Here is a 26,202-nt window from a genome sequence, read left to right on the forward strand (position 1 = left end):
GGGAGATTTCCGTTACACCCGAGCCTGCGGCACCTCCGCCCACGGGTACGCCCGCAGCTGGTCCGGCCGCGTCGGCGGGACGCTCAGCTGCGGGAAACCCCCCGACGGCGGGGGTGTCGCCGCTGCCGCCGCGCGTGCTGCCGGGGCCCTCCCGACCCCTCCCGCGAGCCGGGCCTCCGCAATGGCCGTAAAATAGGGTAAGGCCGTGGCATGTCAAGCCCGGCAGGGTCTGTGTCGTAGGCAGAGGCCATCCTCGATCTCCCAGGAGTACGCCGCACTATGGCCACGCGCCACGACATCCGCAACGTCGCCATCGTCGCCCACGTCGACCACGGCAAGACGACCCTGGTCGACGCCATGCTCAAGCAGGCCGGCGCCTTCGCGGCGCACGCCGCCGAGTCGCTCGACGACCGCATGATGGACTCGAACGACCTGGAGCGTGAGAAGGGCATCACGATCCTCGCCAAGAACACGGCGGTGAAGTACCACCCCAAGGACGGGGCGGACGTCGTGACGATCAACATCATCGACACCCCCGGCCACGCCGACTTCGGCGGTGAGGTCGAGCGCGGTCTGTCGATGGTCGACGCGGTCGTCCTGCTGGTCGACGCCTCGGAGGGCCCCCTCCCGCAGACCCGCTTCGTGCTGCGCAAGGCGCTCCAGGCGAAGCTTCCGGTCATCCTGTGCATCAACAAGACGGACCGCCCGGACTCCCGCATCGACGAGGTCGTCAACGAGACGTACGACCTCTTCCTCGACCTGGACGCCGACGAGGACCAGATCGAGTTCCCGATCGTCTACGCGTGCGCCCGTGACGGCGTCGCCTCCCTGACGAAGCCGGAGAACGGCACGGTCCCGCAGGACAGCGACAACCTGGAGCCGTTCTTCTCGACGATCCTGTCGCACGTCCCGGCCCCCGAGTACGACGAGGACGCCCCCCTCCAGGCGCACGTCACGAACCTCGACGCCGACAACTTCCTCGGCCGTATCGCGCTGCTGCGTGTCGAGCAGGGCGAGCTGCGCAAGGGCCAGACGGTCACCTGGATCAAGCGCGACGGTTCGATGACGAACGTGCGCATCACCGAGCTGCTGATGACCGAGGCGCTCACCCGCAAGCCCGCCGAGAAGGCCGGCCCGGGTGACATCTGCGCGGTCGCCGGTATCTCGGACATCATGATCGGCGAGACCCTCGCCGACACCGAGAACCCGATCCCGCTGCCGCTCATCACGGTCGACGAGCCCGCGATCTCGATGACCATCGGCACCAACACCTCGCCGCTGGTCGGCCGGGGCGGCACCGGCAAGGGCGCCGACGCGAAGGCGGCCGTCAAGGACCGCAAGGTCACCGCCCGCCAGGTCAAGGACCGCCTCGACCGCGAGCTGATCGGCAACGTCTCGCTGCGCGTCCTGGACACCGAGCGTCCGGACGCCTGGGAGGTGCAGGGCCGCGGTGAGCTGGCGCTCGCCATCCTGGTCGAGCAGATGCGCCGCGAGGGCTTCGAGCTGACCATCGGCAAGCCGCAGGTCGTCACGAAGGACGTCGACGGCAAGACGTACGAGCCCGTCGAGCGCATGACGATCGACGTCCCCGAGGAGCACATGGGCGCGGTCACGCAGCTCATGGGCGTCCGCAAGGGCCGAATGGACAACATGTCCAACCACGGCTCCGGCTGGGTCCGCATGGAGTTCGTCGTCCCCTCGCGCGGCCTGATCGGCTTCCGTACGGAGTTCCTGACCGGGACGCGCGGCACGGGCATCGCGCACTCCATCCACGAGGGCCACGAGCCGTGGTTCGGCACGCTGTCGACCCGTAACAACGGTTCGCTGGTCGCCGACCGCGCGGGCGCCGTCACCGCGTTCGCGATGACCAACCTCCAGGAGCGCGGCGTCCTGTTCACCGACCCCGGCACCGAGGTGTACGAGGGCATGATCGTCGGCGAGAACTCCCGCTCCGACGACATGGACGTGAACATCACCAAGGAGAAGAAGCTCACCAACATGCGCTCCTCCTCCGCGGACTCCTTCGAGGCGATCGTCCCGCCGCGCAAGCTGTCCCTGGAGCAGTCCCTGGAGTTCTGCCGCGACGACGAGTGCGTCGAGGTGACCCCGGAGGCGGTCCGCATCCGCAAGGTGGTCCTGGACCAGCGCGACCGCGCCCGTACGGCGAGCCGCGCGAAGCACAACTGACGCTCGGTCCGATCGAGCCGGGCCTCCCGCGGCGAGCGGGGGGCCCGGCTCGTGTGTGTTCGGTGGGGCCGAAGTGAAAAGCGTGACCGTAAGGGGGACGTAGGGAAAACCCTTCATCCTGCTCAGGAGGGAACGCGCGGGGTCTTTTCCCTATTAATCTGCTGGGAGCGAGAGTGTTCCGCGCGGCTTCGACGCGCCTCTTGCAGACGGTGACCGTAGCCGCAATCGATTTTTCTCCCGAGACTGTCCGGAATGCGGACGCCTGCCTCCGATAGATGTGTAACAAGTCCGTTTCGCAGGGATCTTTCTGCAAACCGTTTGTCCGGATTTTGGAAGAAGTACACGTCAGGTGTGATCGAACCGAGACCTTATGGGTGTGGTTCGGCCACTGCCGATGGCAGATAGTTAGGCGCGTAGAGCTCGGATCAACGGGTCTCGGCGTCTTCAGGTGACGCCGCTCGGCTCGCGAGCGCTGGGGGCACAGACCACTTAGTCACCGGAGACGGTGACCTTGTGCTGTGTGCTTGCCGTCGAAGAATCATCAGGACTCTCTGGAGGAGGAACCCATGCGCGGTGCGAGGAGCGCCAAGTGGGTCGCGATAGCCGCGGTTGTGGCGCTGGCCGCGACCGCCTGTGGTGGTAGTGACAGCGACAGCGGCAGCGGCAACGACAAGGCCGCCGTCGACCCGAACGGCACGTTCACCGTCGAGTCCGGCGAGCCGGAGAACCCGCTTCAGCCGGCGAACACGATGGAGTCCTACGGCTCGATCGTCATCGACTCGCTGTTCACCCCTCTGGTGACCTACGACGCCAGCGGCAAGATCGTCATGGAGAACGCCCAGTCCGTCGACACCACGGACAACAAGACGTTCACCGTCAAGCTGAAGGCCGGCTGGACCTTCCACGACGGCACCCCGGTCACCGCCGAGTCCTTCGTCAAGGCGTGGAACTGGGCCGCGAAGCCGGACAGCAAGCAGACCAACAGCTTCTGGTACTCGGACATCGAGGGCTACGACAAGGTCGCCCCGGCGGAGGGCAAGCCCACCGCGACCGAGCTCTCCGGTCTGAAGGTCGTCGACGCGAGCACCTTCACGATCACGCTCAGCAAGCCGATGCCGTACTTCATCTACAAGCTCGGCTACCGCGGCTTCGACCCGCTGCCCGAGTCCTTCTTCAAGGACCCGGCGGCGGCGGGCCAGAAGCCGGTCGGCAACGGCCCCTACAAGTTCGTGAGCTGGGAGCACAAGAAGTCGATCCAGGTCGCCAAGTTCGCCGGCTACAAGGGCGCCAACCCGGCCAAGAACGGCGGGGTGATCTTCAAGAACTACTCCACCCCCGAGACGGCCTACGAGGACCTGAAGTCCGGCAACCTCGACGTCACGACCCAGATCGCGACCAAGGACCTCCCGGTCTACAAGACGGACCTCGGCAAGCGCGCGATCGACCAGCCGTACTCCGCGATCCAGTCCATCGCCCCGGCGTTCTACGGCGCGCAGTGGAAGAACGCCAACCCGAAGGTCCTCCAGGGCCTCTCGATGGCGATCGACCGGAACACCATCACCAAGACGGTGCTCCAGGGCACCCGTGAGCCCGCCACCGGCTGGGTCGCCAAGGGCGTCCTCGGCTACCAGCCGAACGCGGCCGGCGACGTCACGACGTTCAACCCCACCAAGGCCAAGCAGCTGATCAAGGAGGGCGGCGGCGTTCCGGGCAACGCCATCTCCATCCAGTTCAACTCCGACGGCGGCCACAAGGAATGGGTCGAGGCGGTCTGCAACTCGATCACCAACGCCACCGGCGTGAAGTGCACGGGCGAGGCCAAGCCGGACTTCCAGGCCGACCTCCAGGCCCGCAAGGCCAAGCAGGTCAAGTCCTTCTACCGCTCGGGCTGGGTGCTGGACTTCCCGATGAACGCCAACTTCGTCCGTGACCTCTTCGGCACGCGGTCGGACGGCAACCAGAGCGGGTTCTCCAACGCGACCCTCGACAAGGAGATCGCCGCGGCCGACTCGGCGGCGAACCTGGACGCCTCGGTGAAGGCGTACCAGGAGATCGAGAAGCAGCTCCCGAACTACATGCCGAGCATCCCGCTCTGGTACTACAAGGTCAACGCGGGCTACTCGGAGCGGGTCCAGGGCGTCGCCTTCAACCAGCAGGGCGACCCGATCCTGACCGGCGTCGAGGTCAAGAAGAAGTAACCACCAGCCCGAACCCCGGGGCGCGTCTGCCCGCGCCCCGGGCAACGGCAGTGGCCGGGGGGCCCCTTCCGCGCGCACCATTCAGGGGTGCGCGCGGAAGGGGCCTGTTGGCGCTGCTGTGACTTTTTATGGAGGCACGATGGGGCGCTACGTCGCACGACGACTGCTCCAGATGATCCCGGTGTTCTTCGGGACAACCTTGCTCATCTTTCTCATGGTCTACGCACTGCCCGGTGACCCCGTGGCGGGCCTGTTCGGCGACAAGACGGGCAGCCCCCAGGTGATCGCCGCGCTGAGACACCAGTACGGCTTGGACCAGCCGATCTGGGAGCAGTACTTCAACTACATGAAGGGGATCCTCCTTCACGCGGACTTCGGTACGCAGATCGCCAGTGGCCGCCCGGTCACCGACGTGCTCGGTGACGCCTTCCCGGTGACCCTGCGCCTGGGCGGGCTCGCCTTCGCCATCGAGGTCGTCGCCGGTATCGCGCTCGGCGTCGTCGCCGGCCTGCGCGCGGGCCGCGCCGCCGACACCGGCATCCTGCTGCTCACGCTGCTGCTGATCTCGGTGCCGGTCTTCGTCCTGGGCTTCATCCTCAAGGTCGTCTTCGCGTTCGAGCTGAACTGGCTGCCGCCGAACGTCAACGACTCCACGAACTTCAACGAGCTGCTGATGCCGGCCATCGTGCTGGCCACCGCGTCACTCGCCTACGTGACCCGGCTGACCCGCACCTCGATCGCCGAGAACAAGCGCGCCGACTACGTCCGCACCGCCATCGCCAAGGGCCTGCCCCAGAGCCGGGTGGTCGGCGTCCACGTCATGCGCAACTCGCTCATCCCCGTCGTCACCTACCTCGGCACCGACATCGGCGCCCTGATGGGCGGCGCGGTCATCACCGAGGGCCTGTTCAACATCCAGGGCGTCGGCGGCACGATCTACCAAGCGATCATCCGCCGTGAAGGCACCACGCTCGTCGGCCTGGTGACCATCCTGGTCCTCGTCTACCTCATCGCCAACCTCCTCGTCGACCTGCTGTACGCGGTCCTTGACCCGAGGATTCGCTATGCCTGATATCACCAAATCCGTCGTCGAGGCCGCCCCCGAGGCCGCCGAGGCTCCCGAGAACGCCCCCCAGGCGGTCAAGCCCGAGAAGGCGCGCAGCCTCTGGGGCGACGCCTGGCAGGACCTGCGGCGCAACTGGATCTTCATCGTCTCCGCGGTGCTGATCGTGCTCCTGCTGACCATCACGTTCTTCCCCGGCTGGTTCACCAGCGCCAGCCCCACCTACGGCGACCTGGCCAACCACTACCTCCAGAAGCCGAAGTACGGCAAGGTCTTCTCGCCGGAGTGGCTGGGCTACGACCAGCAGGGCCGCAGCGTCTACGCCCGGCTCATCTACGGCGCCCGGGTCTCCATAGCCGTCGGCTTCGGCACCACGGTGGTCGTGACCCTCGTGGGCGGTCTGGTCGGCATGGTCGCCGGATACTTCGGCGGCATCGTCGACTCGCTCCTGTCCCGGGTCGCCGACGTGTTCTTCGGTATCCCGTTCCTGCTCGGCACGATGGTCGTCCTCAACTCCTTCGTGGACCGCACGACCTGGGTCGTCATCGGCGCGCTGAGCGTCTTCGGCTGGACACAGGTCGCCCGCGTCATGCGCGGCGCGGTGATCACCACCAAGCAGGCGGACTACGTCCAGGCGGCCAAGGCGCTGGGGGCGAGCACCACCCGCATCCTGTTCCGGCACATCCTGCCGAACACCATGGCGCCCGTGATCGTCGTCGCCACCATCTCGCTCGGTGTCTACATCGGCGCCGAGGCCACGCTGTCCTTCCTGGGTCTCGGCCTCAACGGCGTCTCCTGGGGCAACGACATCTCCGACGGCGGCGACCAGATCCGCATCGCCCAGTGGATCATGCTCTACCCGTCGATCATGCTCAGCGTCACGGTGCTGGCGTTCATCATGCTCGGTGAGGCCGTCCGCAACGCCCTCGACCCGAAGTCGCGCTGAGGGAGGCGTACGACGTGACCATCATCGAAGAATCCACCGTGCCGTCGCCCCGTGACGGCGACGACGCCCCGCTGCTCGAAGTGCGCGACCTGCACGTCGAGTTCCACACCCGCGAGGGTGTGGTCCGCGCGGTCAACGGCGTCAACTACAGCGTCAAGCCCGGCGAGACCCTCGCCGTGCTCGGCGAGTCCGGCTCCGGCAAGTCCGTGACCGCGCAGGCCATCATGGGCATCCTCGACATGCCGCCGGCGCGGATCCCGCAGGGGGAGATCCTCTTCCGCGGCCAGGACATGCTGAAGATGTCCGGCGACGAGCGGCGCAAGATCCGCGGCAGCAAGATCGCCATGATCTTCCAGGACGCCCTGTCCTCGCTGAACCCGGTCCTGTCCGTCGGCTACCAGCTCGGCGAGATGTTCCGGGTCCACCAGGGCCTCTCCAAGAAGGAGGCCAAGGCCAAGGCGATCGAGCTGATGGACCGGGTGAAGATCCCGGCCGCAGCCGCCCGCGTCAACGACTACCCGCACCAGTTCTCGGGCGGTATGCGCCAGCGCATCATGATCGCCATGGCGCTGGCCCTGGAGCCGGACCTGATCATCGCCGACGAGCCCACCACGGCTCTCGACGTGACCGTCCAGGCCCAGGTCATGGACCTGCTCGCGGAGCTTCAGCGCGAGTACAACATGGGCCTGATCCTCATCACCCACGACCTCGGCGTCGTCGCGGACGTCGCCGACAAGATCGCGGTGATGTACGCGGGCCGGATCGTGGAGCGGGCCCCCGTCCACGAGCTGTACAAGCGCCCGGCGCACCCCTACACCCGGGGTCTGCTGGACTCGATCCCGCGCCTGGACCAGAAGGGCCAGGAGCTCTACGCGATCAAGGGCCTGCCGCCCAACCTGCTGCGCATCCCCACCGGCTGCGCCTTCAACCCGCGCTGCCCCAAGGCCGAGGACGTCTGCCGGGAGAAGGTGCCGGCGCTGCTGCCGGTCACCGAGCAGGACGGCACCGAACTCGTCGGCCGCGCCTCGGCGTGCCACTTCTGGAAGGAGACGATCCATGGCTGAGCTCAGCAAGAAAGACGAGCCGCAGGACGCCACGCCGAACGTCTCCGACGTGGAGGTCGTCGACGCGGCGTCCGAGGCGGAGGCGGTCAGCGCCATCGAGGCGCCCGTCGAGCGCGGCGAGCCGATCCTCCAGGTCCGTGACCTCCAGAAGCACTTCCCGCTCACCCAGGGCATCCTGTTCAAGAAGCAGGTCGGCGCGGTCAAGGCCGTCGACGGGGTCTCCTTCGACCTGTACCAGGGCGAGACCCTGGGCATCGTGGGCGAGTCCGGCTGCGGCAAGTCGACCGTCGCCAAGCTCCTGATGAGCCTGGAGACGGCGACCGCGGGCGAGGTCTTCTACAAGGGCCAGGACATCACCAAGCTGTCCGGGCGCGCGCTGAAGGCGGTCCGCCGCAACATCCAGATGGTGTTCCAGGACCCGTACACCTCGCTCAACCCCCGGATGACGGTGGGCGACATCATCGGTGAGCCGTACGAGATCCACCCCGAGGTGGCTCCCAAGGGCGACCGGCGCAAGCGCGTCCAGGACCTCCTGGACGTCGTGGGCCTGAACCCGGAGTACATCAACCGCTACCCGCACCAGTTCTCCGGCGGGCAGCGCCAGCGCATCGGCATCGCCCGCGGCCTGGCGCTCAACCCCGAGATCATCATCTGCGACGAGCCGGTGTCGGCGCTGGACGTCTCCGTCCAGGCGCAGGTCATCAACCTGATGGAGAAGCTGCAGGACGAGTTCAACCTCTCCTACATCTTCATCGCGCACGACCTGTCGATCGTCCGGCACATCTCGGACCGCGTCGGCGTCATGTACCTCGGCAAGCTCGCCGAGATCGGCACCGACCAGCAGATCTACGACCACCCGACGCACCCCTACACCCAGGCGCTGCTGTCGGCGGTCCCCGTCCCGGACCCCGAGGCCCGCGCCAACCGTGAGCGCATCATCCTCACCGGCGACGTCCCGTCCCCGGCCAACCCGCCCTCCGGGTGCCGCTTCCGCACCCGCTGCTGGAAGGCCCAGGACAGGTGCGCCGAGGAGATCCCGGTGCTCGCGATCCCGGAGCGCTTCCAGGGCCAGGACACCCCGGCGGCCCACGAGTCGGCGTGCCACTTCGCGGAGGAGAAGGACGTCGTCCACGCGGCGTGACACCTGAACGCGACGGTTCCCGGCACCTTCCGAGGTGCCGGGAACCGGTGTTTTCCGGACGGTACGGAGATATGCGGATGCTGCACCACATCGAACTCTGGGTCCCCGGCCTGCCCCGCGCGGCGGGGGAGTGGGGCTGGCTGCTGGGCCGCCTCGGCTGGGAGCCGTACCAGGAGTGGGACCGGGGCAGGAGCTGGCGGAGCGGGCCGACGTACCTCGTCGTCGAGGAGTCCCCGGCCCTGACCGCTCCCCACCACGACCGTCTCCGCCCGGGCCTCAACCACCTCGCCTTCCACGCGGGTTCACCGTCCGACGTGGACACACTGGCGGCGGACGCGCCCGCGCACGGCTGGCAGCCCCTCTTCGCCGACCGGTACCCGCGTGCGGGCGGTCCCGACCACTACGCGGGCTACTTCGTGAACTCCGACGGGTTCGAGGTGGAGCTGGTCGCCCAGTGGCACGCCACCTGAGCCTCCCCGCCCCCGCCCAGCACCCCCGGATCCTCCGTCCGGCACCTCTCTGCCACCCCCGCCCGCTCGGCTTCTCCGCTCGCCAGCACCGGGCACCGCACCCGGAAGCGGCAGCCGGTGGGGATGCGGGAGGGGTCCGGGGGTTCGCCGGTGAGGACGATCGGGGTGCCGGGGGCTTCGGGGAGAACGGACAACAGGGCCTGGGTGTACGGGTGTCGGGGGGCCGTCAGGACCTCCTCCACCGTTCCCGTCTCCACGATCCGGCCCAGGTACATCACCGCGACCCGGTCGGCGATGTTCCAGGCGAGGCCGAGGTCGTGGGTGACGACGAGGGCCGCGAGGCCCAGGTCCTGGCGCAGGCGCAGGAGGAGGGCGAGGATCTCGCCGCGTACGGAGGCGTCGAGGGAGGCGACGGGCTCGTCGGCCACGAGGAGCTGGGGTTCGAGGACCAACGCCCCGGCGATGACGACCCGTTGACGCTGGCCGCCGGAGAGTTCGTGCGGGTAGCGCAGGAAGAACCGCTCGGGGGGCCGCAGCCCGGCCCGTGACAGGGCCTGAGACACGGCCGCGCGCTCGTCACCGCCGTAGCCGTGGATGCGCAGCCCCTCGGCGACCGCCTCGTAGACGGTGTGCCGGGGGTTCAGGGACCCGCTCGGGTCCTGGAGGACGAGCTGTGCCTTGCGGCGGTACGCCTTCAGGGCGCGGGAGGTGTACGCCAACGGCGCCCCCGAGAAGGTGACTTGGCCGGCGCTGGGGCGGACCAGCCCCAGCAGGGCCCGCGCGAGGGTCGTCTTGCCGCATCCCGACTCCCCGACGAGGGCGACGACTTCACCGGCGCGGACGGTCAACTCGACTCCGTCGACGGCCCGTACGGGCGGCCCGCCCCGGCGTCCGGGGAAGGTGACGTGGAGGGAATCGGCGGTCAGCAGGGTCTCGTCCACGGTCACAGCCCCTCTCCGACCCGTACGCAAGCGGCCACCCGTCCCGCTCCCGCCTCCCGCAACACCTGGTCCTCCTCGGCGCAGACCTCCAGCGCCACCCCGCACCGAGGGCGGAACGCGCACCCGGTCGGCAGGTCGGAGGGGTCCGGCGGATCGCCGGGCAGCCCTCGGGGCGCGAACCGGGCGGCGGGGTCGCCTACTTGGGGGAACGCGGACGCGAGGGCCCGGGCGTACGGATGCCGGGCCGCCGAGAAGACCTCCCGGGCCGGACCCTCCTCGACGATCCGCCCCGCGTACATCACGGCGAGCCGGTCGCAGGTCTCCGCGAGGACCGCGAGGTCGTGGCTGATCATGATGAGGCTGAGGTTCTCCTCGGTCACCAACCCCTCGATCAGCCGCAGGATCTGCGCCTGGACCATGACGTCCAGCGCCGTGGTCGGCTCGTCGGCGATGATCAGGCCGGGGTCGCAGGCGAGGGCCATCGCGATCATGACGCGCTGACGCTGTCCGCCGGAGAGTTCGTGGGGGTACGAGCGTCCGCGCGCCGCCGGCAGCCCGACCTGCTCCAGCAGCTCACCGGCCTTGCGGCGAGCGGCAGTCGGTGTCACCTTGCCGTGCAGGACGATCGGCTCGGCGATCTGGTCGGCGACGCGGTGGACGGGGTTGAGGGAGTGCATCGCGCCCTGGAAGACGATGGACGCGCCCGCCCACCGGACGGCCCGCAGCCGCCCCCACCGCATGCCGAGGACGTCCTCGCCGTCCAGCAGGATCCGCCCCTCGACCCGTGTCCCGGCGGGCAGCAGCCGCAGCAGCGCGAGGGCGAGCGTGGACTTCCCGCACCCCGACTCGCCCGCCACGCCCAGCTTCTGACCGGGCGTCAGATCGAGGTCGACGCCCCGGACCGCCGCGAACCCGCCCGCGTACGTCACCCGCAGGTCCCGTACCTCAAGGACGCTCAACGCCCCACCCCCAGCCGGGGGTTGAGCACCGACTCGACGGCCCGCCCGCACAGTGTGAACGCCAGCGCGACCCCCGCGATCGCGATCCCGGGCGGCACGAGGTACCACCAGTCGCCCGCACTCACCGCACCGGCCTCCCTGGCCTCTTGGAGAAGTCCGCCCCAGGACACGACCGTCGGGTCCCCGAGCCCGAGGAAGGCGAGGGTCGCCTCCGCGAGGATCGACGACGACACCATGAGCGTCGTCTGCGCCAGCACCAGCGGCATGACGTTGGGCAGCACGTGCCGGAGCATGATGTGCCCGTGCCCGCCCCCGAGCGCGGTGGCCCGCTCGATGTACGGCCGTGACTCGACGGCCAGCGTCTGCGCCCGCACCAGCCGGGCGGTCGTCGGCCAGGAGGTCACGCCGATCGCGACGATCACCGTCCCGAGGGAGCGGGACATGACGGTCGCGAGGGCGATCGCGAGGACCAGCGTCGGCATGACGAGGAACCAGTCGGTGACGCGCATCGCGACGGTCGCGTACACGCCCTTGAAGTGCCCCGCGGTCACCCCGATCAGCGTGCCGATCGCCACCGACAGCACCGCCGCGAGCAGCCCGACCAGCAGCGACACCCGCGAGCCCCAGATCACCAGCCCGAGCAGGTCACGGCCATAGCGGTCGGTCCCGAGCCAGAACTCGCCGCTCGGGCTCTCCAGGGGCCGTCCGGGCGCGTCGGTGACGCCGGTGACGTCCGCGCCGACGGTCAGCGGAGCGGTGAGGGCGACGAGCGCGAACGCCCCGAGGGCGGCGAACCCCAGCAGACCCGCGCGGTGCGTGCGGTAGGCGTTCCAGAAACGTACGGCGCCGAGGCGGCGGCGCTGCCAGGCCACGGTCGTCATCGGGCGGCCACCCTCGGGTCGAGCAGCGGATAGACGAGGTCGGCGAGGGTGTTCATGACGATCACCGCCGCCGAGAAGAACAGGAACAGGCCCTGGACCAGGGGGAGATCGGGGACGCTGAGCGCCTGGTAGAAGAGCCCGCCGAGGCCCGGCCAGGAGAACACGGTCTCCACCAGGATCACCCCGGCGACGGTCCGCCCCAGGTTGATGAAGACGAGCGTGACCGTCGGCAGCAGCGCGTTCGGCACGGCGTGCCGGCGGCGGACGGCCGCGTCCCGGAGTCCCTTGGCCCGCGCGGTCGTCAGATAGTCGCTGCCCATCTCGTCGAGCAGCGCGGACCGGGTCACGAGCAGCGTCTGCCCGTACTCGACGGCGACGAGCGTGACGACGGGCAGCACCAAGTGGTGGGCGACGTCCAGGACATACGCGAACCCCTCCTCACCGCCCGTCTCCATCCCGCCGGTTGGGAACAGGCCCGGGATCGGACCCGCCCCGACCGCGAACACGATGATCAGCAGCAGCCCCAGCCAGAACGACGGCACCGAGTAGAGGGCCAGCGCCAGACCGGTGTTGACGCGGTCGCCGAGCCCGCCGTGCCGCCAGGCGGAGCGCGTGCCGAGGACGATGCCGAGCACCGTGTACAGCACGAACGCCGTCCCGGTCAGCAGCAGCGTGTTCGGCAGCGCCTCGGAGATCTTGTCGACGACGGGCGCCCGGAACTGGTACGACGTCCCCAGGTCGCCGGTGAGCGCCTTGCCGCAGTAGTCCGTGAACTGCCGCCACACCGGCAGATCGAGCCCGAACTCCCTGCGGTACTGGGCGAGTTGCTCCGCCGACACCGGCCGGCCCCCGGTCATCGTCTTCACCGGGTCGCCCGGGATCAGCCGGAACAGGAAGAACCCGGTGACGAGCACGGCGAGCAGCGAGACGACCGCCCCGCCCACCTTGCCCAGTCCGTACCGGAGATAGCCGTCCGACGCCCTCGGCGCCCGCGCCTCCCCGACGACGACCGCCGCCGTGTCGCTCACTCCCGGTCCTCCGCCCCCGCGCGCCGCCGCAGCCCGAGGAACACCCCGGCCCCGGCGAGGAGCGCGGCCCCGGCGACGATCCCGGCGATCACCCCGCCGGACATCCCCGACGAGGAGTCCCCGGACGACGCGGCCGGCACCGCCGACCACCAACTCCAGTACCCGTCCTGCCCGTAGATGTTCCCGGCGGCCTTCGGCATCGTCTCGATGGAGGCGATCTGGTCGGTGCGGTACGCCTCCACGGAGTTCTGGTACGCCATGACGTTCATGTAGCCCAGGTCGTACAGCCTCGACTGCATCTCCCTCACCAGCGCGGCGCGTTTCGCCGGGTCGTACTCGGCCAACTGCCGTGCGTACAGGGCGTCGTACTGCTTGTCGCAGATGAAGTTGTCGGTGGCGCCGGTGTCCTTGGGGGTGGCGGGCAGGGCGCCGCAGGTGTGGATGGACAGGACGTAGTCGGGGTCGGGGTTGACGGACCAGCCGTCGAAGGCGAGGTCGTAGGTGCCGGCGAGCCAGGGGTCGGTGACGTTGTCGAGGCAGTCGAGGCGCACCCCGATGCCGAGCTCGTCCCACCACTCCTTGAGGTACTGGCCGACCGCCTTGTCGTTCGGGTCGGTCGCGTGGCACAGGATGCGGTACGTGATCGGCTTGCCGTCCTTGCCGAGGCGGCGGCCGTCCGCGTTCTTCCGGTAGCCCGCCTGGTCGAGGAGCTGGGCGGCGCGCTGGGGGTCGTACGAGAGTTTCTGGGTGGGGGAGGGCTTCCAGAAGTAGTCCGCGAAACGGGGCGGGATGTAGCCCTCTCCCTCCATGGCGTGGCCCTGGAAGACCCGGTCGATCAGCGCCGTGCGGTCCACGGCGCGGAAGAGGGCCTGGCGGACGCGCTGGTCGAGGAGGGAGGGGTGGCCGTCGCCGAAGCGGGTGCCGTCCTTCGCGCGGGCGCCGGGGTTGACGGCGAGGGCGTAGAAGCGGCGGCCCGGGGCGTCGTTGACCTTGATGTTCTCCTGCGTGGAGAGGGACTTGGCCTGGGCGGGGGTGAGGTTGTGGACGAAGGACACCTCGCCCTTCTGGAGCGCCGCGACCGCCGCGTCGCCGTCCTTGTAGTACTTGAAGAGGAGTTCGTCGAACTTCGGGGCGCCCCGCCAGAAGTCCTTGTTGGCCTTGAGTCGGACGTAGCTGTCGGCCTTGTAGTCCGTGATGACGAACGGGCCGTCGCCGACGATCGGGAACGACTTGTCGTTGTTGAACTTCGAGAAGTCGCCGACCTTCTCCCACACGTGCTTCGGGACGATCGGCATGTCCAGGGCGGTCATCGTCGACTGCGGGCTCTTCAGCCTGACGACCAGCTGGGTCGGCGTCGGGGCCGTCACCTGCGCGAAGTTGGTGACGTAACTCCCGTTCGCGGTGGCCGCCTCGGGGTCCGTCATCATCTTCGTGAACGTCCACGCCGCGTCCTCGGCGGTGACCTGCCTGCCGTCCGACCACTTGGCGTCCGAGCGGATCGTGTACGTCCAGGTCAGCTTGTCGGGGGAGGCGGACCACTTGGTCGCCAGGCCCGGGACCGCGTGCGCGTCGCCGGGGTCGTAGTCCGTCAGGTACTCGTACGTGAGGCGCAGGAGGCTCGTACTCACGAGGCGGGTGGCGAGGAAGGGGCTCAGGGAGTCGACGCTCTGGGCGACGGCGACGGTGAGGACTTTCGGTTCGTCCTTCGCGTACGCCTCGGGTGCTCCGGCGAACACGGGGAGAAGTGACGCGGTGAGGGCGGCGGCCGTCAGATGGCGCCCGGGTCGGTTCATCGCACATGACCTCGCTTCACACGACTCGCACAGGGACCGGTTGTCGGACGGTGTACCAGGGTGTCGAAGCCGCCGTCAACGATGCGTGCACCCCGTGTGGCCTGCGGAAACGTGGCGTTGATCGGATGGTCGTACGGCATTGGTCGAGACCGGTGAAGCGTGGCTGGTGAAACGTTGACGGCTCGCCGGTGTCCTCACCGGCGAGCCGTCTCAGGTCAGTGTCCCGTCAGGACTACTTCCACTCCAGGCCCCAGACGTTGCTGTCCTTCTTGACCGGAGCGGTGATCCACTTCGACCAGACCTTCTTCTCGACGTACTTGCAGCGCGCGTCGTAGTGGTACGCGTACTTCGTCGCGAGGAACTTCCTCGACTCGTGGAACATCGTCATGCGGACCTTGGTCTTGCCCGCCTTGTTCTTCGCCGGGATCGTGTACGACCAGCTGCTCGACTTCGTCCAGGTCTTGCCGAGCGTGACGCTGAACGAGGCGCTGGCCTTGGCGAAGATGACGCCGGCCTCGGTGCCGAGGGTCGCGGTGCCGCTCGCGTTGACCGCCGCCGTCGTCGTCTTGTTGTACGTGAGGGTGCCGCCGAGGTTGTCGTACATCCAGTCGCTGTGCAGGTTCGTGGACTGGCGGACCGTCGACTTGTTCGTGATCGTGTAGCGGGTGCCCGGGTCGGGCGGGCAGGCGGCGGAGGCGGGGCCCGCCGAGACGGCGACCACGCCGCCGGCGAGGATGGCGGACGCGACGACGGAGCTGGCGATTTTCCGCACGGTTTCGGTTCCCTTCGATGAGCGCCTCACCGGCGGCGGGGTTCCCGGCGCCGTGGCGAGGTGAAGGTTGGCGGCGGGGCGGGCGGGGTGACAACCGGGTTGTGCGGGAGGGGGGTTGGGGGAGGGGGTTGACACGAGGGCGGGTGGTGTCGGCAAAACGCCCATAGCGGCGGCGGGGGTGGCGGAGTTGGCGGCACTCTGCGGTGATTCGCCCCTATGTCTGGGCCGAATAATGTGGCCTGGATCACATCTTGAGGGTGTATGCCTTCCTCGGCATAAACGCCTTCCGGGGAACCTCAAAAGTTGCCCAAGCGAGGAACCGGCCCCCGCGCCGCCGGTGTCCCCTGGGCATCGGCGCACCTCTCGGTTCGCGCCGTCACCACGGGGAGATGAAGAAACATGGCCGTACGTTCCGGACCACGCGTCCCGCAGCACACTTCTCGCACCGACACCGGCTGGGACTGCCTCGGCACACCCCTCGGCGCCGCCGTCAAGGCCCGCCGCGTCGAACTCGGCCTCACCCAGGAGCGCCTCGCCGCCCAGGCCGGCATGAGCCAGGGCGCCCTCTCCCGCCTCGAACGAGGCAAGGCCGTCCCCACCCTGCCCCTCCTCGAACGCCTCACCTCCGCCATGTCCGCCAACCTCCTCATCGCCCTGTCCCCGACGGGAGCGGTCCAGGTGGCGTTCCGGGTGCCGGGGGCTCCGGTCCGCCGGGGGCTGCCGGTGGGGCGGATGGCGGGGGCTCACTGATCTCCCGGGGCGGGTGGCGTACGCGTCACCCGCCCCGTCCCGCGAACGGACGCCCTAAATGTGCTGTATGTCCCACCTCTCGCGATAGTGGCCGGTAACGGACAGACGCGGTACACAGAGGGAGGCATCCATGCGTGGAGCCACGCACGCCAAGTGGGTCGTAGGGGCGGCGGCGGTCGCCCTGGTGGCGACGGGATGTGGCGGGGACGACAACGACAGCGGGGGCGGGAGCGGGAGCGGCGGCGGGGTGCTGACCGCGTCCTGGGGTGATCCGCAGAACCCGCTGGAGCCCGCCAACACCAATGAGGTGCAGGGCGGGAAGGTCCTCGACATGACCTTCCGGGGGCTGAAGCGCTACGACCCCGAGACCGGCAAGGCCAACGACATGCTGGCCGACAAGATCGAGACGACCGACTCGCAGAACTTCACCGTCACCGTCAAGGACGGGTGGACGTTCAGCAACGGCGAGAAGGTGACCGCGAAGTCGTTCGTGGACGCCTGGAACTACGCGGCGAGCCTGAAGAACAACCAGAAGAACGCCTACTTCTTCTCCTACATCGACGGCTTCGCCAAGACGCACCCCGAGGACGGCAGCGCGCAGACCGCCGCCACCCTCTCCGGACTGAAGGTCACCGGCCCGCTGACCTTCACGATCAAGCTGTCGCAGAAGTTCTCGACGTTCCCGGACACGCTCGGCTACAACGCGTTCGTCCCGCTCCCGCAGACCTTCTTCACCGACCACGCCGGCTGGCTGAGCAAGCCGGTCGGCAACGGCCCGTACACGATCGACTCGTACACCAAGGGCTCCCAGATGGCCCTGAAGAAGTGGGACGCCTACCCCGGCCCCGACAAGGCCCAGAACGGCGGCGTCACCCTCAAGGTCTACACCGACAACAACACGGCGTACACCGACCTGATGGCCGGCAACCTCGACCTCGTCGACGACGTCCCCGCCTCCCAGCTCACCAACGTCAAGAGCGACCTCGGCGACCGCTACCTCAACACCCCCGCCGGGATCATCCAGACCCTCGCGTTCCCGTTCTACGACGCGGACTGGAACAAGGCGGGCTCCGAGAAGGTCCGCCAGGGCCTGTCCATGGCGATCAACCGGAAGCAGATCACCGACACGATCTTCCAGAAGACCCGGACCCCCGCCACCGACTGGACCTCACCCGTGCTCGGCGAGTCCGGCGGCTACAAGGCGGGCCTGTGCGGCGACGCCTGCGAGTACAACCCCACCGAGGCGAAGAAGCTGATCCAGGAGGGCGGCGGCCTGCCCAACGGCCAGGTCAAGATCAGCTACAACGCGGACACCGGCTCCCACAAGCAGTGGGTGGACGCCGTCTGCAACTCCATCAACAACGCGCTGGGCAACAACACGGCGTGCGTCGGCAACCCCGTCGGCACCTTCGCCGACTACCGCAGCCAGATCACCCAGCACAAGATGAGCGGCCCCTTCCGCGCCGGCTGGCAGATGGACTACCCGCTCATCCAGAACTTCCTCCAGCCGCTGTACTACACCGACGCCTCCTCCAACGACGGCCAGTGGTCCAACAAGGACTTCGACAAGCTCGTCGACGAGGCGAACGCCGAGACCGACACCGCCAAGGCCGTCGAGGACTTCCAGAAGGCCGAAGAGGTCCTGCGCGACAACATGGGCGCCATCCCCCTCTGGTACCAGAACGGCAGCGCCGGCTACTCGCAGCGCCTCTCGAACGTCAAGCTCAACCCGTTCTCCGTACCGGTCTACAACGAGATCAAGGTCGGCTGACCCGCCATGGGACGCTACGTCGTCCGGCGCCTGCTCCAGATGATCCCCGTCTTCGTGGGCGCCACCCTGCTGATCTTCCTCATGGTCAACGTGATGGGCGACCCCATCGCCGGCCTGTGCGGAGACCGGCAGTGCGACCCCGCGACCGCGGCCCAGCTCAAGAAGGAGTTCGGCCTCGACAAGCCGGTCTGGCAGCAGTACCTGACCTACATGGGGAACGTCTTCACCGGCGACTTCGGTACGGCGTTCAACGGCCAGAAGGTCACCGAGCTGATGTCGACGGCGTTCCCCGTCACGATCCGCCTCACGATCGTCGCCATCCTCATCGAGATCGTCGTCGGCATCGCGCTCGGCGTCGTCACGGGACTGCGGCGCGGCAAGCCGGTCGACACCGCCGTACTCCTCGTCACCCTCGTCGTCATCTCCGTCCCCACCTTCGTCACCGGCCTGCTGCTCCAACTGCTGCTCGGCGTCGAGTGGGGGTGGATCAAACCGTCCGTCTCCACGGACGCCGAGTTCGGCGAACTCTTCGTCCCCGGGCTGGTGTTGGCGTCCGTGTCACTGGCGTACGTCACCCGCCTGACCCGGACGTCCATCGCCGAGAACCGGCGGGCCGACTACGTCCGTACGGCGATCGCCAAGGGGCTGCCCCGGCGGCGGGTCGTCGTCCGGCACCTGCTGCGCAACTCCCTCATCCCCGTCGTCACGTTCATCGGCACGGACGTCGGGGCGCTCATGGGCGGCGCGATCGTCACCGAGCGGATCTTCAACATCCACGGCGTCGGATACCAGCTCTACCAAGGGATCCTGCGCCAGAACACGCAGACCGTCGTCGGCTTCGTGACCGTCCTCGTCCTCGTCTTCCTGGTCGCGAACCTCCTTGTCGACCTCCTGTACGCCGTACTCGACCCGAGGATCCGCTATGCCTGAACCCCAGGAACCCGAGGGGGTGATCGCCGGGACCGGGATGGGCGCGGCGATGGACCTCGCGGTGAGCGAGGGCAACAGCCTGGAGCCAGGTCCCGGCGGGGAGAAACCCCGCTCCCTGTGGTCCGACGCGTGGCGCGACCTGCGCCGCAACCCCGTCTTCCTGCTCTCCGCGCTCGTCATCCTCTTCCTGATCTTCATCTCCCTGTGGCCGTCGGTGATCGCGTCCGGCTCCCCCCTGAAGTGCGACCTCGGCAAGGCCCAGCAGGGCTCCTCCGCCGGCCATCCCTTCGGGTACGACGGACAGGGCTGCGACGTCTACACGCGTACGGTGTACGGCGCGCGCACGTCCGTCGCCGTCGGCGTCCTCGCGACCCTCGGCGTCGCCGTCCTCGGCAGCGTCCTCGGCGGCCTCGCCGGGTTCTTCGGCGGCATCTGGGACTCGGTCCTCTCCCGCGTCACCGACATCTTCTTCGCGATCCCGGTCGTCCTCGGCGGCCTGGTCCTGCTCTCCGTCGTCACCAGCAACACGATCTGGCCCGTCATCGGCTTCATGGTCCTGCTCGGCTGGCCCCAGATCTCCCGCATCGCCCGCGGCTCGGTCATCACGGCCAAACAGAACGACTACGTGCAGGCCGCGCGTGCCCTGGGCGCCTCCAACTCCCGGATGCTGCTGCGCCACATCGCCCCGAACGCGGTCGCCCCCGTGATCGTGGTCGCGACGATCGCGCTGGGCACGTACATCGCCCTGGAGGCGACCCTGTCCTACCTGGGCGTCGGCCTCAAACCCCCCAGCGTCTCCTGGGGCATCGACATCTCCGCCGCCTCCCCCTACGTCCGCAACGCCCCCCACGCCCTCCTCTGGCCCTCCGGCGCCCTCGCGATCACCGTCCTCGCCTTCATCATGCTGGGCGACGCGGTCCGCGACGCCCTCGACCCGAAGCTGAGGTGACTCGTCATGTTGCTCGAAGTACGTGATCTGCATGTGGAGTTCCGTACGCGGGACGGGGTCGCCAAGGCCGTCAACGGGGTGTCGTACGGGGTGGAGGCGGGGGAGACGCTGGCCGTGCTGGGGGAGTCGGGGTCGGGGAAGTCCGTGACCGCTCAGGCGATCATGGGGATTCTCGATATGCCGCCGGGGCGGATCGCGGGGGGCGAGATCCTGTTTCAGGGGCAGGATCTGCTGAAGCTGAAAGAGGAGGAGCGGCGGAAGATCCGGGGGGCGCGGATGGCGATGATTTTCCAGGACGCGCTGTCTTCGCTGAATCCCGTGCTGACCGTGGGGGATCAGCTGGGGGAGATGTTCGAGGTGCATCGGGGGATGTCCCGGAAGGACGCTCGGGCCAAGGCCGTCGAGCTGATGGACCGGGTGCGGATCCCCGCCGCCAAGGAGCGGGTGCGGCAGTATCCCCACCAGTTCTCCGGCGGTATGCGTCAACGCATCATGATCGCCATGGCGATGGCCCTGGAGCCCGCCCTGATCATCGCCGACGAGCCGACCACCGCCCTCGACGTGACCGTCCAGGCCCAGGTCATGGACCTGCTCGCGGAGTTGCAGCGCGAGTTCAACATGGGCCTGATCCTCATCACCCACGACCTGGGGGTCGTCGCGGACGTCGCCGACCGGATCGCCGTCATGTACGCGGGCCGGATCGTCGAGCAGGCCCCGGTGCACGACATCTACAAAGCACCGGCTCATCCCTATACACGCGGACTGCTCGATTCCATCCCCCGTCTTGACCAGAAGGGCCAGGAGCTGTACGCGATCAAGGGACTGCCGCCCAACTTGATGAACATCCCTACGGGTTGCGCGTTCAACCCCCGCTGCCCGATGGCTCAGGACGTCTGCCGGACGGACGTACCGCCGCTGCACGACGCCGGCGAACACCGCACCAGCGCCTGCCACTTCTGGAGGGAGTGCCTCAATGGTTGATTCAACAGTTGAGCCGATCCTCGAAGTGAGCGGACTGGTCAAGCACTACCCGCTGACTCAAGGAATCCTGTTCAGGAAACAGGTCGGTGCGGTGAAAGCGGTTGATGGTGTTGATTTCGCCGTCAACAGTGGAGAGACCCTCGGGATCGTCGGGGAATCGGGCTGCGGCAAATCAACTGTCGCCAAGATGCTCGTCAATCTTGAGCGCCCCACCGAAGGGTCGATCAAGTACAAGGGCGAGGACATCACCAAGCTGTCCGGCAAGGCCCTCAAGTCGGTGCGCCGGAACATCCAGATGGTGTTCCAGGACCCGTACACGTCCCTCAACCCCCGCATGACCGTCGGCGACATCATCGGCGAACCGTACGAGATCCACCCCGAGGTGGCCCCGAAGGGCGACCGCCGCAGACGCGTCCAGGACCTCCTGGACGTCGTCGGCCTGAACCCGGAGTACATCAACCGCTACCCGCACCAGTTCTCCGGCGGCCAGCGCCAGCGCATCGGCATCGCGAGGGGCCTCGCCCTGCGCCCCGAGGTGATCGTCGCGGACGAACCGGTCTCGGCGCTGGACGTCTCCGTACAGGCGCAGGTGATCAACCTCCTGGAGCGCCTCCAGAGCGAGTTCGACCTGTCGTACGTGTTCATCGCGCACGACCTGTCGATCGTCCGGCACATCTCGGACCGCGTCGGCGTGATGTACCTGGGCCGGATCGTGGAGATCGGCAGGGACGCGGAGATCTACGACCACCCGACGCACCCGTACACGCAGGCGCTGCTGTCGGCGGTCCCGGTCCCCGACCCGGCCGCGCGGGAGCACCGGGAGCGGATCATCCTGGCCGGCGACGTCCCGTCCCCCACGAACGTCCCCTCGGGCTGCCGCTTCCGCACCCGCTGCTGGAAGGCGCAGGAGAGATGCGCGCTGGAGGTCCCGCTGCTGGCGGTCCCGGCGGAGTTCAGGGACGTGAGCGGGCCTGCGGCGCACGACTCGGCATGCCACTTCGCCGAGGAGAAGCAGGTCGTCCCACCGGAAGACGATCAAGGAAATGCACCCTGAAACCGGCCCAAACGCACAGTAACCGCGTTAACACGCAGGCAACTTTCCCGACCCGGTTCCGATATACGGACGCGCGAGGCTGAACAGCGTACGGCCGTGCGGGTGCCGTAAACGGGCCGGAGCGCGCCATGTCGCTCCGGCCCGTTGCCCCTTTTTGCGCCTAAACCGGCGCCGCTCTCGCGGAGGTGGCCGGGGCATCGCCGTGGTTCCTCAATTGATGGTTGCGGTGCTCTGTGGTTTTTTCAGGCCCAGCGACCGCCGCAGGAAGTCCAGTTGGAGTCGCAGCAGGTTCTCCGCCACCTCCTCCTGGGGCGTCATGTGTGTCACCCCGGACAGCGGCAGCACCTCGTGGGGGCGGCCGGCGGCGAGGAGGGCCGAGGACAGGCGCAGGGAGTGTGCGACCACGACGTTGTCGTCCGCGAGGCCGTGGATGATCATCATCGGCCGGTGGGTGCCGGCCGCGTCGACCAGGCCGGCGTCGTCCACGAGGGAGTTGCGCCGGTAGACGTCCGGCTGCTCGGCGGGGTGGCCGAGGTAGCGCTCCTGGTAGTGCGTGTCGTACAGCCGCAGGTCGGTGACGGGGGCGCCGACGACGGCCGCGTGGAAGACGTCGGGCCGGCGCAGGACGGCCAGCGCGGCCAGGTAGCCGCCGAAGGACCAGCCCCGCACGGCGACCCGGCCCAGATCGAGCGGGAACTCCCCGGCGAGGGCGTGCAGCGCGTCGACCTGGTCCTCCAGGACGACGGCGGCGAGTTCGTCGCGTACGGCCTTCTCCCAGGCCGGCGAGCGCCCCGGCGTCCCGCGCCCGTCGGCGACGACCACCGCGAACCCCTGGTCGGCGAACCACTGCGAGGTGAGGTGGGCGTTGTGCGCGGCGACGACCCGCTGCCCGCGGGGGCCGCCGTAGGGGTCGAGGAGGACCGGCAGGAGAGTGTCACCGTCGTGGTCCCGGGGCATGAGCACGGCGCACGGAATCCGGCGTGCGCCCCCTTGAGTGAGCCGTACGCGCGGGGACAGGCCGGGGTCCTCGGCGTACGAGGCGACGGTCGCGACCGCCTTGCCGTCCCGCAGGACGCGCGCGACGGACCCGGGCCGCTCCAGGGTCGCCGACACGAGGACCGTGACGTCCCCGGAGCGCACCGCCGAGTGGACGCCGGGCTCCCGCGAGAGGCGCTCCACGCCCAGCTCGTTGACGCGGTAGACGTGCACCTCGCCGGTCTCGGGGTCGGCCGCCTCCTCCCCGGCGGAGGCCGACACCAGGACGTCGTCGCCGGAGACGTCCAGCACCGCTCGCACATGCAACTGCGCGGTCGTCAGCGGACGTTCCCCGACCGCCAGCACGCGCGCGCCACCCTCGTCGGCGATGCGGACGAGCTGTCCGGAAGGGCTCCAGCAGGGCACGCCGGGGAAAAGATCCAGCCAAATCCGATCTTCGTCCGCGTGCACCATCCGGGTCGCCCCGGAGTCGGTGTCGACGGCCAGGTACAGCTGGCTGCGCTGGTCGCGCGCCTGTACGAGCAGCAGTGGCGCACCCGCCGCTGACCAGTGCACACGCGCCAGGTACGGGAAGCGCGCACGGTCCCAGACGACCTCCGTGCGGGACCCGTCGAGGCCCAGCGCGAACAGGCGTACGATCGCGTTCTCGGTGCCCGCCTGCGCGTACGGAATGTGCCGTGGCTCACGTTCCGGATGGGCCGGGTCCGAGATCCACCACCGCTTCACCGGCGTGTCGTCCACGTGCGCCACGAGCAGCCGGTCCGACCTCGGTGACCACCAGAAACCCCGGTGCCGGTCCATCTCCTCGGCCGCGATGAATTCGGCCAATCCGTACGTGACGGACGCGGATTCGGGTTCGGCGAGCGCCCGGTCGCCGTCGCCGTCCGCACCGACGACCCGCAGGGCGCCGCCCGCGACGTACGCGACATGCCGTCCGTCGGGGGCCGGGCGAGGGTCGATCACCGGCCCCGAGGCGGGGAGTTCACGGGTCGTGCCGGCCCGCAGCTCGGCCGTGAAAAGCCGCCCTGACAAGGCGAAAGAGGCCAGCTCGACGGCCGCGTCGGTGGCATAGCCGACGATGCCGGCGCCGCCCTCACGGCTGCGCTCGCGGCGGGCGCGCTCCTCCGGCGGCAGGTCCTCGCCGGCGCCCCCGAGGAGGGCTACCGGGTCGGCGGCGAGGCGCTCGGAGCCGTCCGCCGGGTCGAGGACCCACAGGGCGTTCGCGCGGTCCGTGCCGGAGGACGAGCGCAGGAACACGACACGTTCTCCGCCCGGCGCGGCGGTGAACGAACGCGGCACGCCGAGGGTGAATCGCTGGGTACGGGCGTGTCGCCGGGGGAAGGAGCCGGCGGGAGAACCGCTCTCGATGGTCATGTCCCGACCCTACGAGGCATGTTGGCCGCGCGCCCCCTTGCGCGTCCGTGCGCCGAAGGATGCGCGCATATCCGTAGCTATGATCACTACCGCTGCGTGGGTATGAACCTGCTGGCTGTTGTATGGATTTACACGTTCTCCCGCTCTGTTCCCCTGGTACCCGGGTTCTTGGAGGTGAGCCGCCGTGGCACTCTCGATATCGGCGGTGGTGCTGCTGGCGATCGTCGTCTTCCTGCTCGTCAAGAAGTCGGGCCTGAAGGGCGGTCACGCCGTCGTCTGCATCCTGCTCGGTTTCTACTTGGCGTCTTCCACCATCGCTCCGACGATCAGTGATCTGACGACGAGCGTGGCGAGCATGATCGGCGACCTCAAGTTCTGACCCCCTTCCACCCAGGCTCCGGTCCCAACCCTGACCGGGGCCCCTTCTCCATGTCCGCCTTCCCGGATCGGCGCTGATCAGTCCTGTCCGTTTCGCACGCCCCCGAGGGATCGCGTTCCGGTCCCTCGTAGGGTGGTCCCATGACGGATCTCCCCTCCCGGCGGCTCCTCCTGGTGCACGCGCACCCGGACGACGAGTCGATCAACAACGGCGCGACCATGGCCCGGTACGCGGCCGCCGGCGCGCGGGTGACGCTGGTCACCTGCACGCTGGGGGAGCGCGGCGAGGTCATCCCGCCCGGCCTCGCCCACCTGTCCGGCGCGGCCCTCGGCGCCCACCGCCGCCAGGAGCTGGCCGAGGCGATGCGCGCGCTCGGCGTGGACGACGTACGCCTCCTCGGCGGGGCCGGGCGCTACGGCGACTCCGGGATGATGGGGACCGCCGACAACGACGACCCCGCGTGCTTCTGGCAGGCGGACGTCGAGACGGCCGCCGGACAGCTCCTGGAGATCGTCCGCGAGGTACGGCCCCAGGTCCTCGTCACGTACGACGAGAACGGCGGCTACGGCCACCCCGACCACATCCAGGCCCACCGCGTCGCCCTGCGCGCCGCGGAACTCGCCGAGGCCGAGGGCGTACCCGTCGCGAAGGTCTACTTCAACCGCGTCCCGCGCGCGGTCGCGGAAGACGCCTTCGCGCGGCTGGAAGAAGACCTCCCGGCGCTGCCGTTCGACAAGGCGGGCGAGATCGGCGACGTCCCCGGAGTCGTCGACGACGGGCTGATCACCACGGCGATCGACGGCGGACCGTACGCGGACGCAAAGGCGACCGCCATGCGCGCGCACGCGACGCAGCTCGAAGTGGAGCCCGGCGGGCGGTACTTCATCCTGTCCAACTACCTCGCGCAGCCGCTGTTCACGACCGAGTACTACCAACTCGTGCGCGGGCGGCGCGGGGAGAGCGGCGCGGACGCTCAGGGCCGTGAGAGCGACCTCTTCGCCGGGCTGGAGGTCTGACGGTGTCGGTCGACCTCGCCCAGCCCCTCAAACCCCCGTCCGCGGCCCGTGTCGTGGCCTACGTCGGCCTCCTCCTGCTCGGCGCGGTCACCGGCGCCGCCGGATCGCTCGTCCAGGCGGGCTGGTTCCCCGGCGGGCTGCTGCTCGCGCTCGCCGGATCGGCGGGCCTGTTCCTCGGCGGTGCGCGAGCCGTCGGCACGCGCGCGGGGGCCGTCGCTCCCGCCGCCGGGTGGATGATCGCCGTCGTGCTGTTGACGGCCGGCCGTCCCGAGGGCGACTTCCTGTTCGCGGCGGGCGGTGGCTCGTACCTGTTCCTGCTCGGCGGCATGGCAACGGCTGTGATCTGCGCCACCCTTGGCGCGGGGAGGCAACCGATCGGCGCCGACGCCCGACTTGGGAAGTGACGTACCACTTCGCCATGGCGTGAGCGTGCGTATCCCGTGTGGGTTTCCCCAGCGGTCGTGGGATGGGGGGCAGAAGTGGCCAGTATGGTGGTGCGCGCCGCCGAGCTGCCCGTGAGGTCGTGGCGGGCGGCGGAGCCAACCTGGAGAAGCCTGCC

Annotated in this window: 23 protein-coding genes; 16 read left to right on the plus strand and 7 right to left on the minus strand. The window is 69.1% G+C overall.

The window, feature by feature from the left end:
• The first annotated feature begins 279 nt into the window (after positions 1–279).
• The 7 genes from typA to ACLZOT_RS29175 all read left to right on the plus strand — a co-directional run bounded on the left by typA (position 280) and on the right by ACLZOT_RS29175 (position 9,069).
• Entirely contained in the window at positions 280–2,187 is a 1,908-nt protein-coding gene (gene typA / locus ACLZOT_RS29145) for a translational GTPase TypA (RefSeq protein WP_416972084.1), read from the plus strand.
• Positions 2,188–2,753: 566 nt separating this feature from the next.
• The gene (locus ACLZOT_RS29150; RefSeq protein ID WP_416972085.1) at positions 2,754–4,385 is read left to right on the plus strand and encodes a peptide ABC transporter substrate-binding protein; all 1,632 of its coding nucleotides are present in this window, start codon (positions 2,754–2,756) and stop codon (positions 4,383–4,385) included.
• Between the two features lie 139 nt (positions 4,386–4,524).
• Positions 4,525–5,457: an ABC transporter permease gene (locus ACLZOT_RS29155; RefSeq protein WP_416972086.1), complete on the plus strand. Its 933-nt coding sequence runs from the start codon at positions 4,525–4,527 to the stop codon at positions 5,455–5,457.
• Positions 5,450–6,394 (plus strand): ABC transporter permease, encoded by a 945-nt coding sequence (locus ACLZOT_RS29160; RefSeq protein WP_416972087.1) that lies wholly within the window; start codon positions 5,450–5,452, stop codon positions 6,392–6,394. Before ACLZOT_RS29155 ends, ACLZOT_RS29160 begins: the two co-directional genes overlap by 8 nt.
• 14 nt (positions 6,395–6,408) lie before the next feature.
• A complete protein-coding gene (locus ACLZOT_RS29165) occupies positions 6,409–7,458 on the plus strand; it encodes an ABC transporter ATP-binding protein (protein ID WP_416972088.1) in 1,050 nt (349 codons plus the stop codon).
• Complete coding sequence (locus ACLZOT_RS29170; RefSeq protein ID WP_416972089.1) at positions 7,451–8,599, plus strand: ABC transporter ATP-binding protein; 1,149 nt, start codon at positions 7,451–7,453, stop codon at positions 8,597–8,599. Before ACLZOT_RS29165 ends, ACLZOT_RS29170 begins: the two co-directional genes overlap by 8 nt.
• Before the next feature lie 77 nt (positions 8,600–8,676).
• On the plus strand, positions 8,677–9,069 hold the full coding sequence (locus ACLZOT_RS29175) for a VOC family protein (protein WP_416972090.1): 393 nt from the start codon (positions 8,677–8,679) through the stop codon (positions 9,067–9,069).
• Here ACLZOT_RS29175 and ACLZOT_RS29180 read toward each other — a convergent pair.
• From ACLZOT_RS29180 to ACLZOT_RS29205, 6 genes are all read right to left on the minus strand, one after another.
• Positions 9,009–10,016 carry an oligopeptide/dipeptide ABC transporter ATP-binding protein gene (locus ACLZOT_RS29180; protein ID WP_416972091.1) on the minus strand — a complete coding sequence of 336 codons (1,008 nt, stop codon included), beginning with the start codon at positions 10,014–10,016 and terminating at the stop codon, positions 9,009–9,011. The two genes, ACLZOT_RS29175 and ACLZOT_RS29180, sit on opposite strands and share 61 nt — an antisense overlap.
• Positions 10,013–10,969, minus strand: coding sequence for an ABC transporter ATP-binding protein (locus ACLZOT_RS29185; protein ID WP_416972092.1), 957 nt, complete (start codon positions 10,967–10,969; stop codon positions 10,013–10,015). The genes ACLZOT_RS29180 and ACLZOT_RS29185 overlap by 4 nt, the downstream gene beginning before the upstream one ends.
• On the minus strand, positions 10,966–11,850 hold the full coding sequence (locus ACLZOT_RS29190) for an ABC transporter permease (protein WP_416972093.1): 885 nt from the start codon (positions 11,848–11,850) through the stop codon (positions 10,966–10,968). Before ACLZOT_RS29190 ends, ACLZOT_RS29185 begins: the two co-directional genes overlap by 4 nt.
• Positions 11,847–12,878, minus strand: a complete 1,032-nt coding sequence (locus ACLZOT_RS29195; protein ID WP_416972094.1) for an ABC transporter permease — start codon at positions 12,876–12,878, stop codon at positions 11,847–11,849. The genes ACLZOT_RS29190 and ACLZOT_RS29195 overlap by 4 nt, the downstream gene beginning before the upstream one ends.
• Positions 12,875–14,671, minus strand: coding sequence for an ABC transporter substrate-binding protein (locus ACLZOT_RS29200; protein WP_416972095.1), 1,797 nt, complete (start codon positions 14,669–14,671; stop codon positions 12,875–12,877). Before ACLZOT_RS29200 ends, ACLZOT_RS29195 begins: the two co-directional genes overlap by 4 nt.
• Before the next feature lie 232 nt (positions 14,672–14,903).
• The gene (locus ACLZOT_RS29205; RefSeq protein ID WP_416972096.1) at positions 14,904–15,443 is read right to left on the minus strand and encodes a hypothetical protein; all 540 of its coding nucleotides are present in this window, start codon (positions 15,441–15,443) and stop codon (positions 14,904–14,906) included.
• A 399-nt stretch (positions 15,444–15,842) separates the two neighbouring features.
• On the opposite strand from ACLZOT_RS29205, the gene ACLZOT_RS29210 reads away from it, so the two are divergent.
• From ACLZOT_RS29210 to ACLZOT_RS29235, 6 genes are all read left to right on the plus strand, one after another.
• Complete coding sequence (locus ACLZOT_RS29210; RefSeq protein ID WP_416972097.1) at positions 15,843–16,193, plus strand: helix-turn-helix domain-containing protein; 351 nt, start codon at positions 15,843–15,845, stop codon at positions 16,191–16,193.
• 130 nt (positions 16,194–16,323) lie between these two features.
• Positions 16,324–17,964: a peptide ABC transporter substrate-binding protein gene (locus tag ACLZOT_RS29215; RefSeq protein ID WP_416972098.1), complete on the plus strand. Its 1,641-nt coding sequence runs from the start codon at positions 16,324–16,326 to the stop codon at positions 17,962–17,964.
• Between the two features lie 6 nt (positions 17,965–17,970).
• Positions 17,971–18,894: an ABC transporter permease gene (locus ACLZOT_RS29220; protein ID WP_416972099.1), complete on the plus strand. Its 924-nt coding sequence runs from the start codon at positions 17,971–17,973 to the stop codon at positions 18,892–18,894.
• A complete protein-coding gene (locus ACLZOT_RS29225; RefSeq protein ID WP_416972100.1) occupies positions 18,887–19,843 on the plus strand; it encodes an ABC transporter permease in 957 nt (318 codons plus the stop codon). The genes ACLZOT_RS29220 and ACLZOT_RS29225 overlap by 8 nt, the downstream gene beginning before the upstream one ends.
• Positions 19,844–19,849: 6 nt before the next feature.
• On the plus strand, positions 19,850–20,824 hold the full coding sequence (locus tag ACLZOT_RS29230) for an ABC transporter ATP-binding protein (RefSeq protein ID WP_416972101.1): 975 nt from the start codon (positions 19,850–19,852) through the stop codon (positions 20,822–20,824).
• On the plus strand, positions 20,817–21,878 hold the full coding sequence (locus tag ACLZOT_RS29235) for an ABC transporter ATP-binding protein (protein ID WP_416972102.1): 1,062 nt from the start codon (positions 20,817–20,819) through the stop codon (positions 21,876–21,878). Before ACLZOT_RS29230 ends, ACLZOT_RS29235 begins: the two co-directional genes overlap by 8 nt.
• Positions 21,879–22,088: 210 nt before the next feature.
• On the opposite strand, the gene ACLZOT_RS29240 is transcribed toward ACLZOT_RS29235, so the two are convergent.
• Positions 22,089–24,248: a prolyl oligopeptidase family serine peptidase gene (locus ACLZOT_RS29240; RefSeq protein ID WP_416972103.1), complete on the minus strand. Its 2,160-nt coding sequence runs from the start codon at positions 24,246–24,248 to the stop codon at positions 22,089–22,091.
• A 184-nt stretch (positions 24,249–24,432) separates the two neighbouring features.
• Here ACLZOT_RS29240 and ACLZOT_RS29245 point away from each other — a divergent pair, with 184 nt between their 5' ends.
• From ACLZOT_RS29245 to ACLZOT_RS29255, 3 genes are all read left to right on the plus strand, one after another.
• Positions 24,433–24,627 (plus strand): hypothetical protein, encoded by a 195-nt coding sequence (locus tag ACLZOT_RS29245; RefSeq protein WP_010350549.1) that lies wholly within the window; start codon positions 24,433–24,435, stop codon positions 24,625–24,627.
• A gap of 140 nt (positions 24,628–24,767) precedes the next feature.
• Positions 24,768–25,643, plus strand: coding sequence for an N-acetyl-1-D-myo-inositol-2-amino-2-deoxy-alpha-D-glucopyranoside deacetylase (mshB, locus tag ACLZOT_RS29250; protein ID WP_416972104.1), 876 nt, complete (start codon positions 24,768–24,770; stop codon positions 25,641–25,643).
• A gap of 2 nt (positions 25,644–25,645) precedes the next feature.
• On the plus strand, positions 25,646–26,047 hold the full coding sequence (locus ACLZOT_RS29255; RefSeq protein ID WP_416972105.1) for a DUF6113 family protein: 402 nt from the start codon (positions 25,646–25,648) through the stop codon (positions 26,045–26,047).
• Positions 26,048–26,202: the final 155 nt, after the last annotated feature.

This window comes from Streptomyces sp. 4F14 (assembly GCF_048159485.1).
In the GTDB taxonomy this organism is placed as follows: domain Bacteria; phylum Actinomycetota; class Actinomycetes; order Streptomycetales; family Streptomycetaceae; genus Streptomyces.

What these genes read in the sequence shown, in the direction of transcription:
- typA (WP_416972084.1), top strand. Translation starts at nt 280, where the DNA reads ATGGCCACGCGCCACGACATCCGCAACGTCGCCATCGTCGCCCACGTC.
- ACLZOT_RS29150 (WP_416972085.1), top strand. Translation starts at nt 2,754, where the DNA reads ATGCGCGGTGCGAGGAGCGCCAAGTGGGTCGCGATAGCCGCGGTTGTG.
- ACLZOT_RS29155 (WP_416972086.1), top strand. Translation starts at nt 4,525, where the DNA reads ATGGGGCGCTACGTCGCACGACGACTGCTCCAGATGATCCCGGTGTTC.
- ACLZOT_RS29160 (WP_416972087.1), top strand. Translation starts at nt 5,450, where the DNA reads ATGCCTGATATCACCAAATCCGTCGTCGAGGCCGCCCCCGAGGCCGCC.
- ACLZOT_RS29170 (WP_416972089.1), top strand. Translation starts at nt 7,451, where the DNA reads ATGGCTGAGCTCAGCAAGAAAGACGAGCCGCAGGACGCCACGCCGAAC.
- ACLZOT_RS29175 (WP_416972090.1), top strand. Translation starts at nt 8,677, where the DNA reads ATGCTGCACCACATCGAACTCTGGGTCCCCGGCCTGCCCCGCGCGGCG.
- ACLZOT_RS29190 (WP_416972093.1), bottom strand. Translation starts at nt 11,850, where the DNA reads ATGACGACCGTGGCCTGGCAGCGCCGCCGCCTCGGCGCCGTACGTTTC.
- ACLZOT_RS29200 (WP_416972095.1), bottom strand. Translation starts at nt 14,671, where the DNA reads ATGAACCGACCCGGGCGCCATCTGACGGCCGCCGCCCTCACCGCGTCA.
- ACLZOT_RS29210 (WP_416972097.1), top strand. Translation starts at nt 15,843, where the DNA reads ATGGCCGTACGTTCCGGACCACGCGTCCCGCAGCACACTTCTCGCACC.
- ACLZOT_RS29215 (WP_416972098.1), top strand. Translation starts at nt 16,324, where the DNA reads ATGCGTGGAGCCACGCACGCCAAGTGGGTCGTAGGGGCGGCGGCGGTC.
- ACLZOT_RS29220 (WP_416972099.1), top strand. Translation starts at nt 17,971, where the DNA reads ATGGGACGCTACGTCGTCCGGCGCCTGCTCCAGATGATCCCCGTCTTC.
- ACLZOT_RS29225 (WP_416972100.1), top strand. Translation starts at nt 18,887, where the DNA reads ATGCCTGAACCCCAGGAACCCGAGGGGGTGATCGCCGGGACCGGGATG.
- ACLZOT_RS29230 (WP_416972101.1), top strand. Translation starts at nt 19,850, where the DNA reads ATGTTGCTCGAAGTACGTGATCTGCATGTGGAGTTCCGTACGCGGGAC.
- ACLZOT_RS29235 (WP_416972102.1), top strand. Translation starts at nt 20,817, where the DNA reads ATGGTTGATTCAACAGTTGAGCCGATCCTCGAAGTGAGCGGACTGGTC.
- ACLZOT_RS29240 (WP_416972103.1), bottom strand. Translation starts at nt 24,248, where the DNA reads ATGACCATCGAGAGCGGTTCTCCCGCCGGCTCCTTCCCCCGGCGACAC.
- mshB (WP_416972104.1), top strand. Translation starts at nt 24,768, where the DNA reads ATGACGGATCTCCCCTCCCGGCGGCTCCTCCTGGTGCACGCGCACCCG.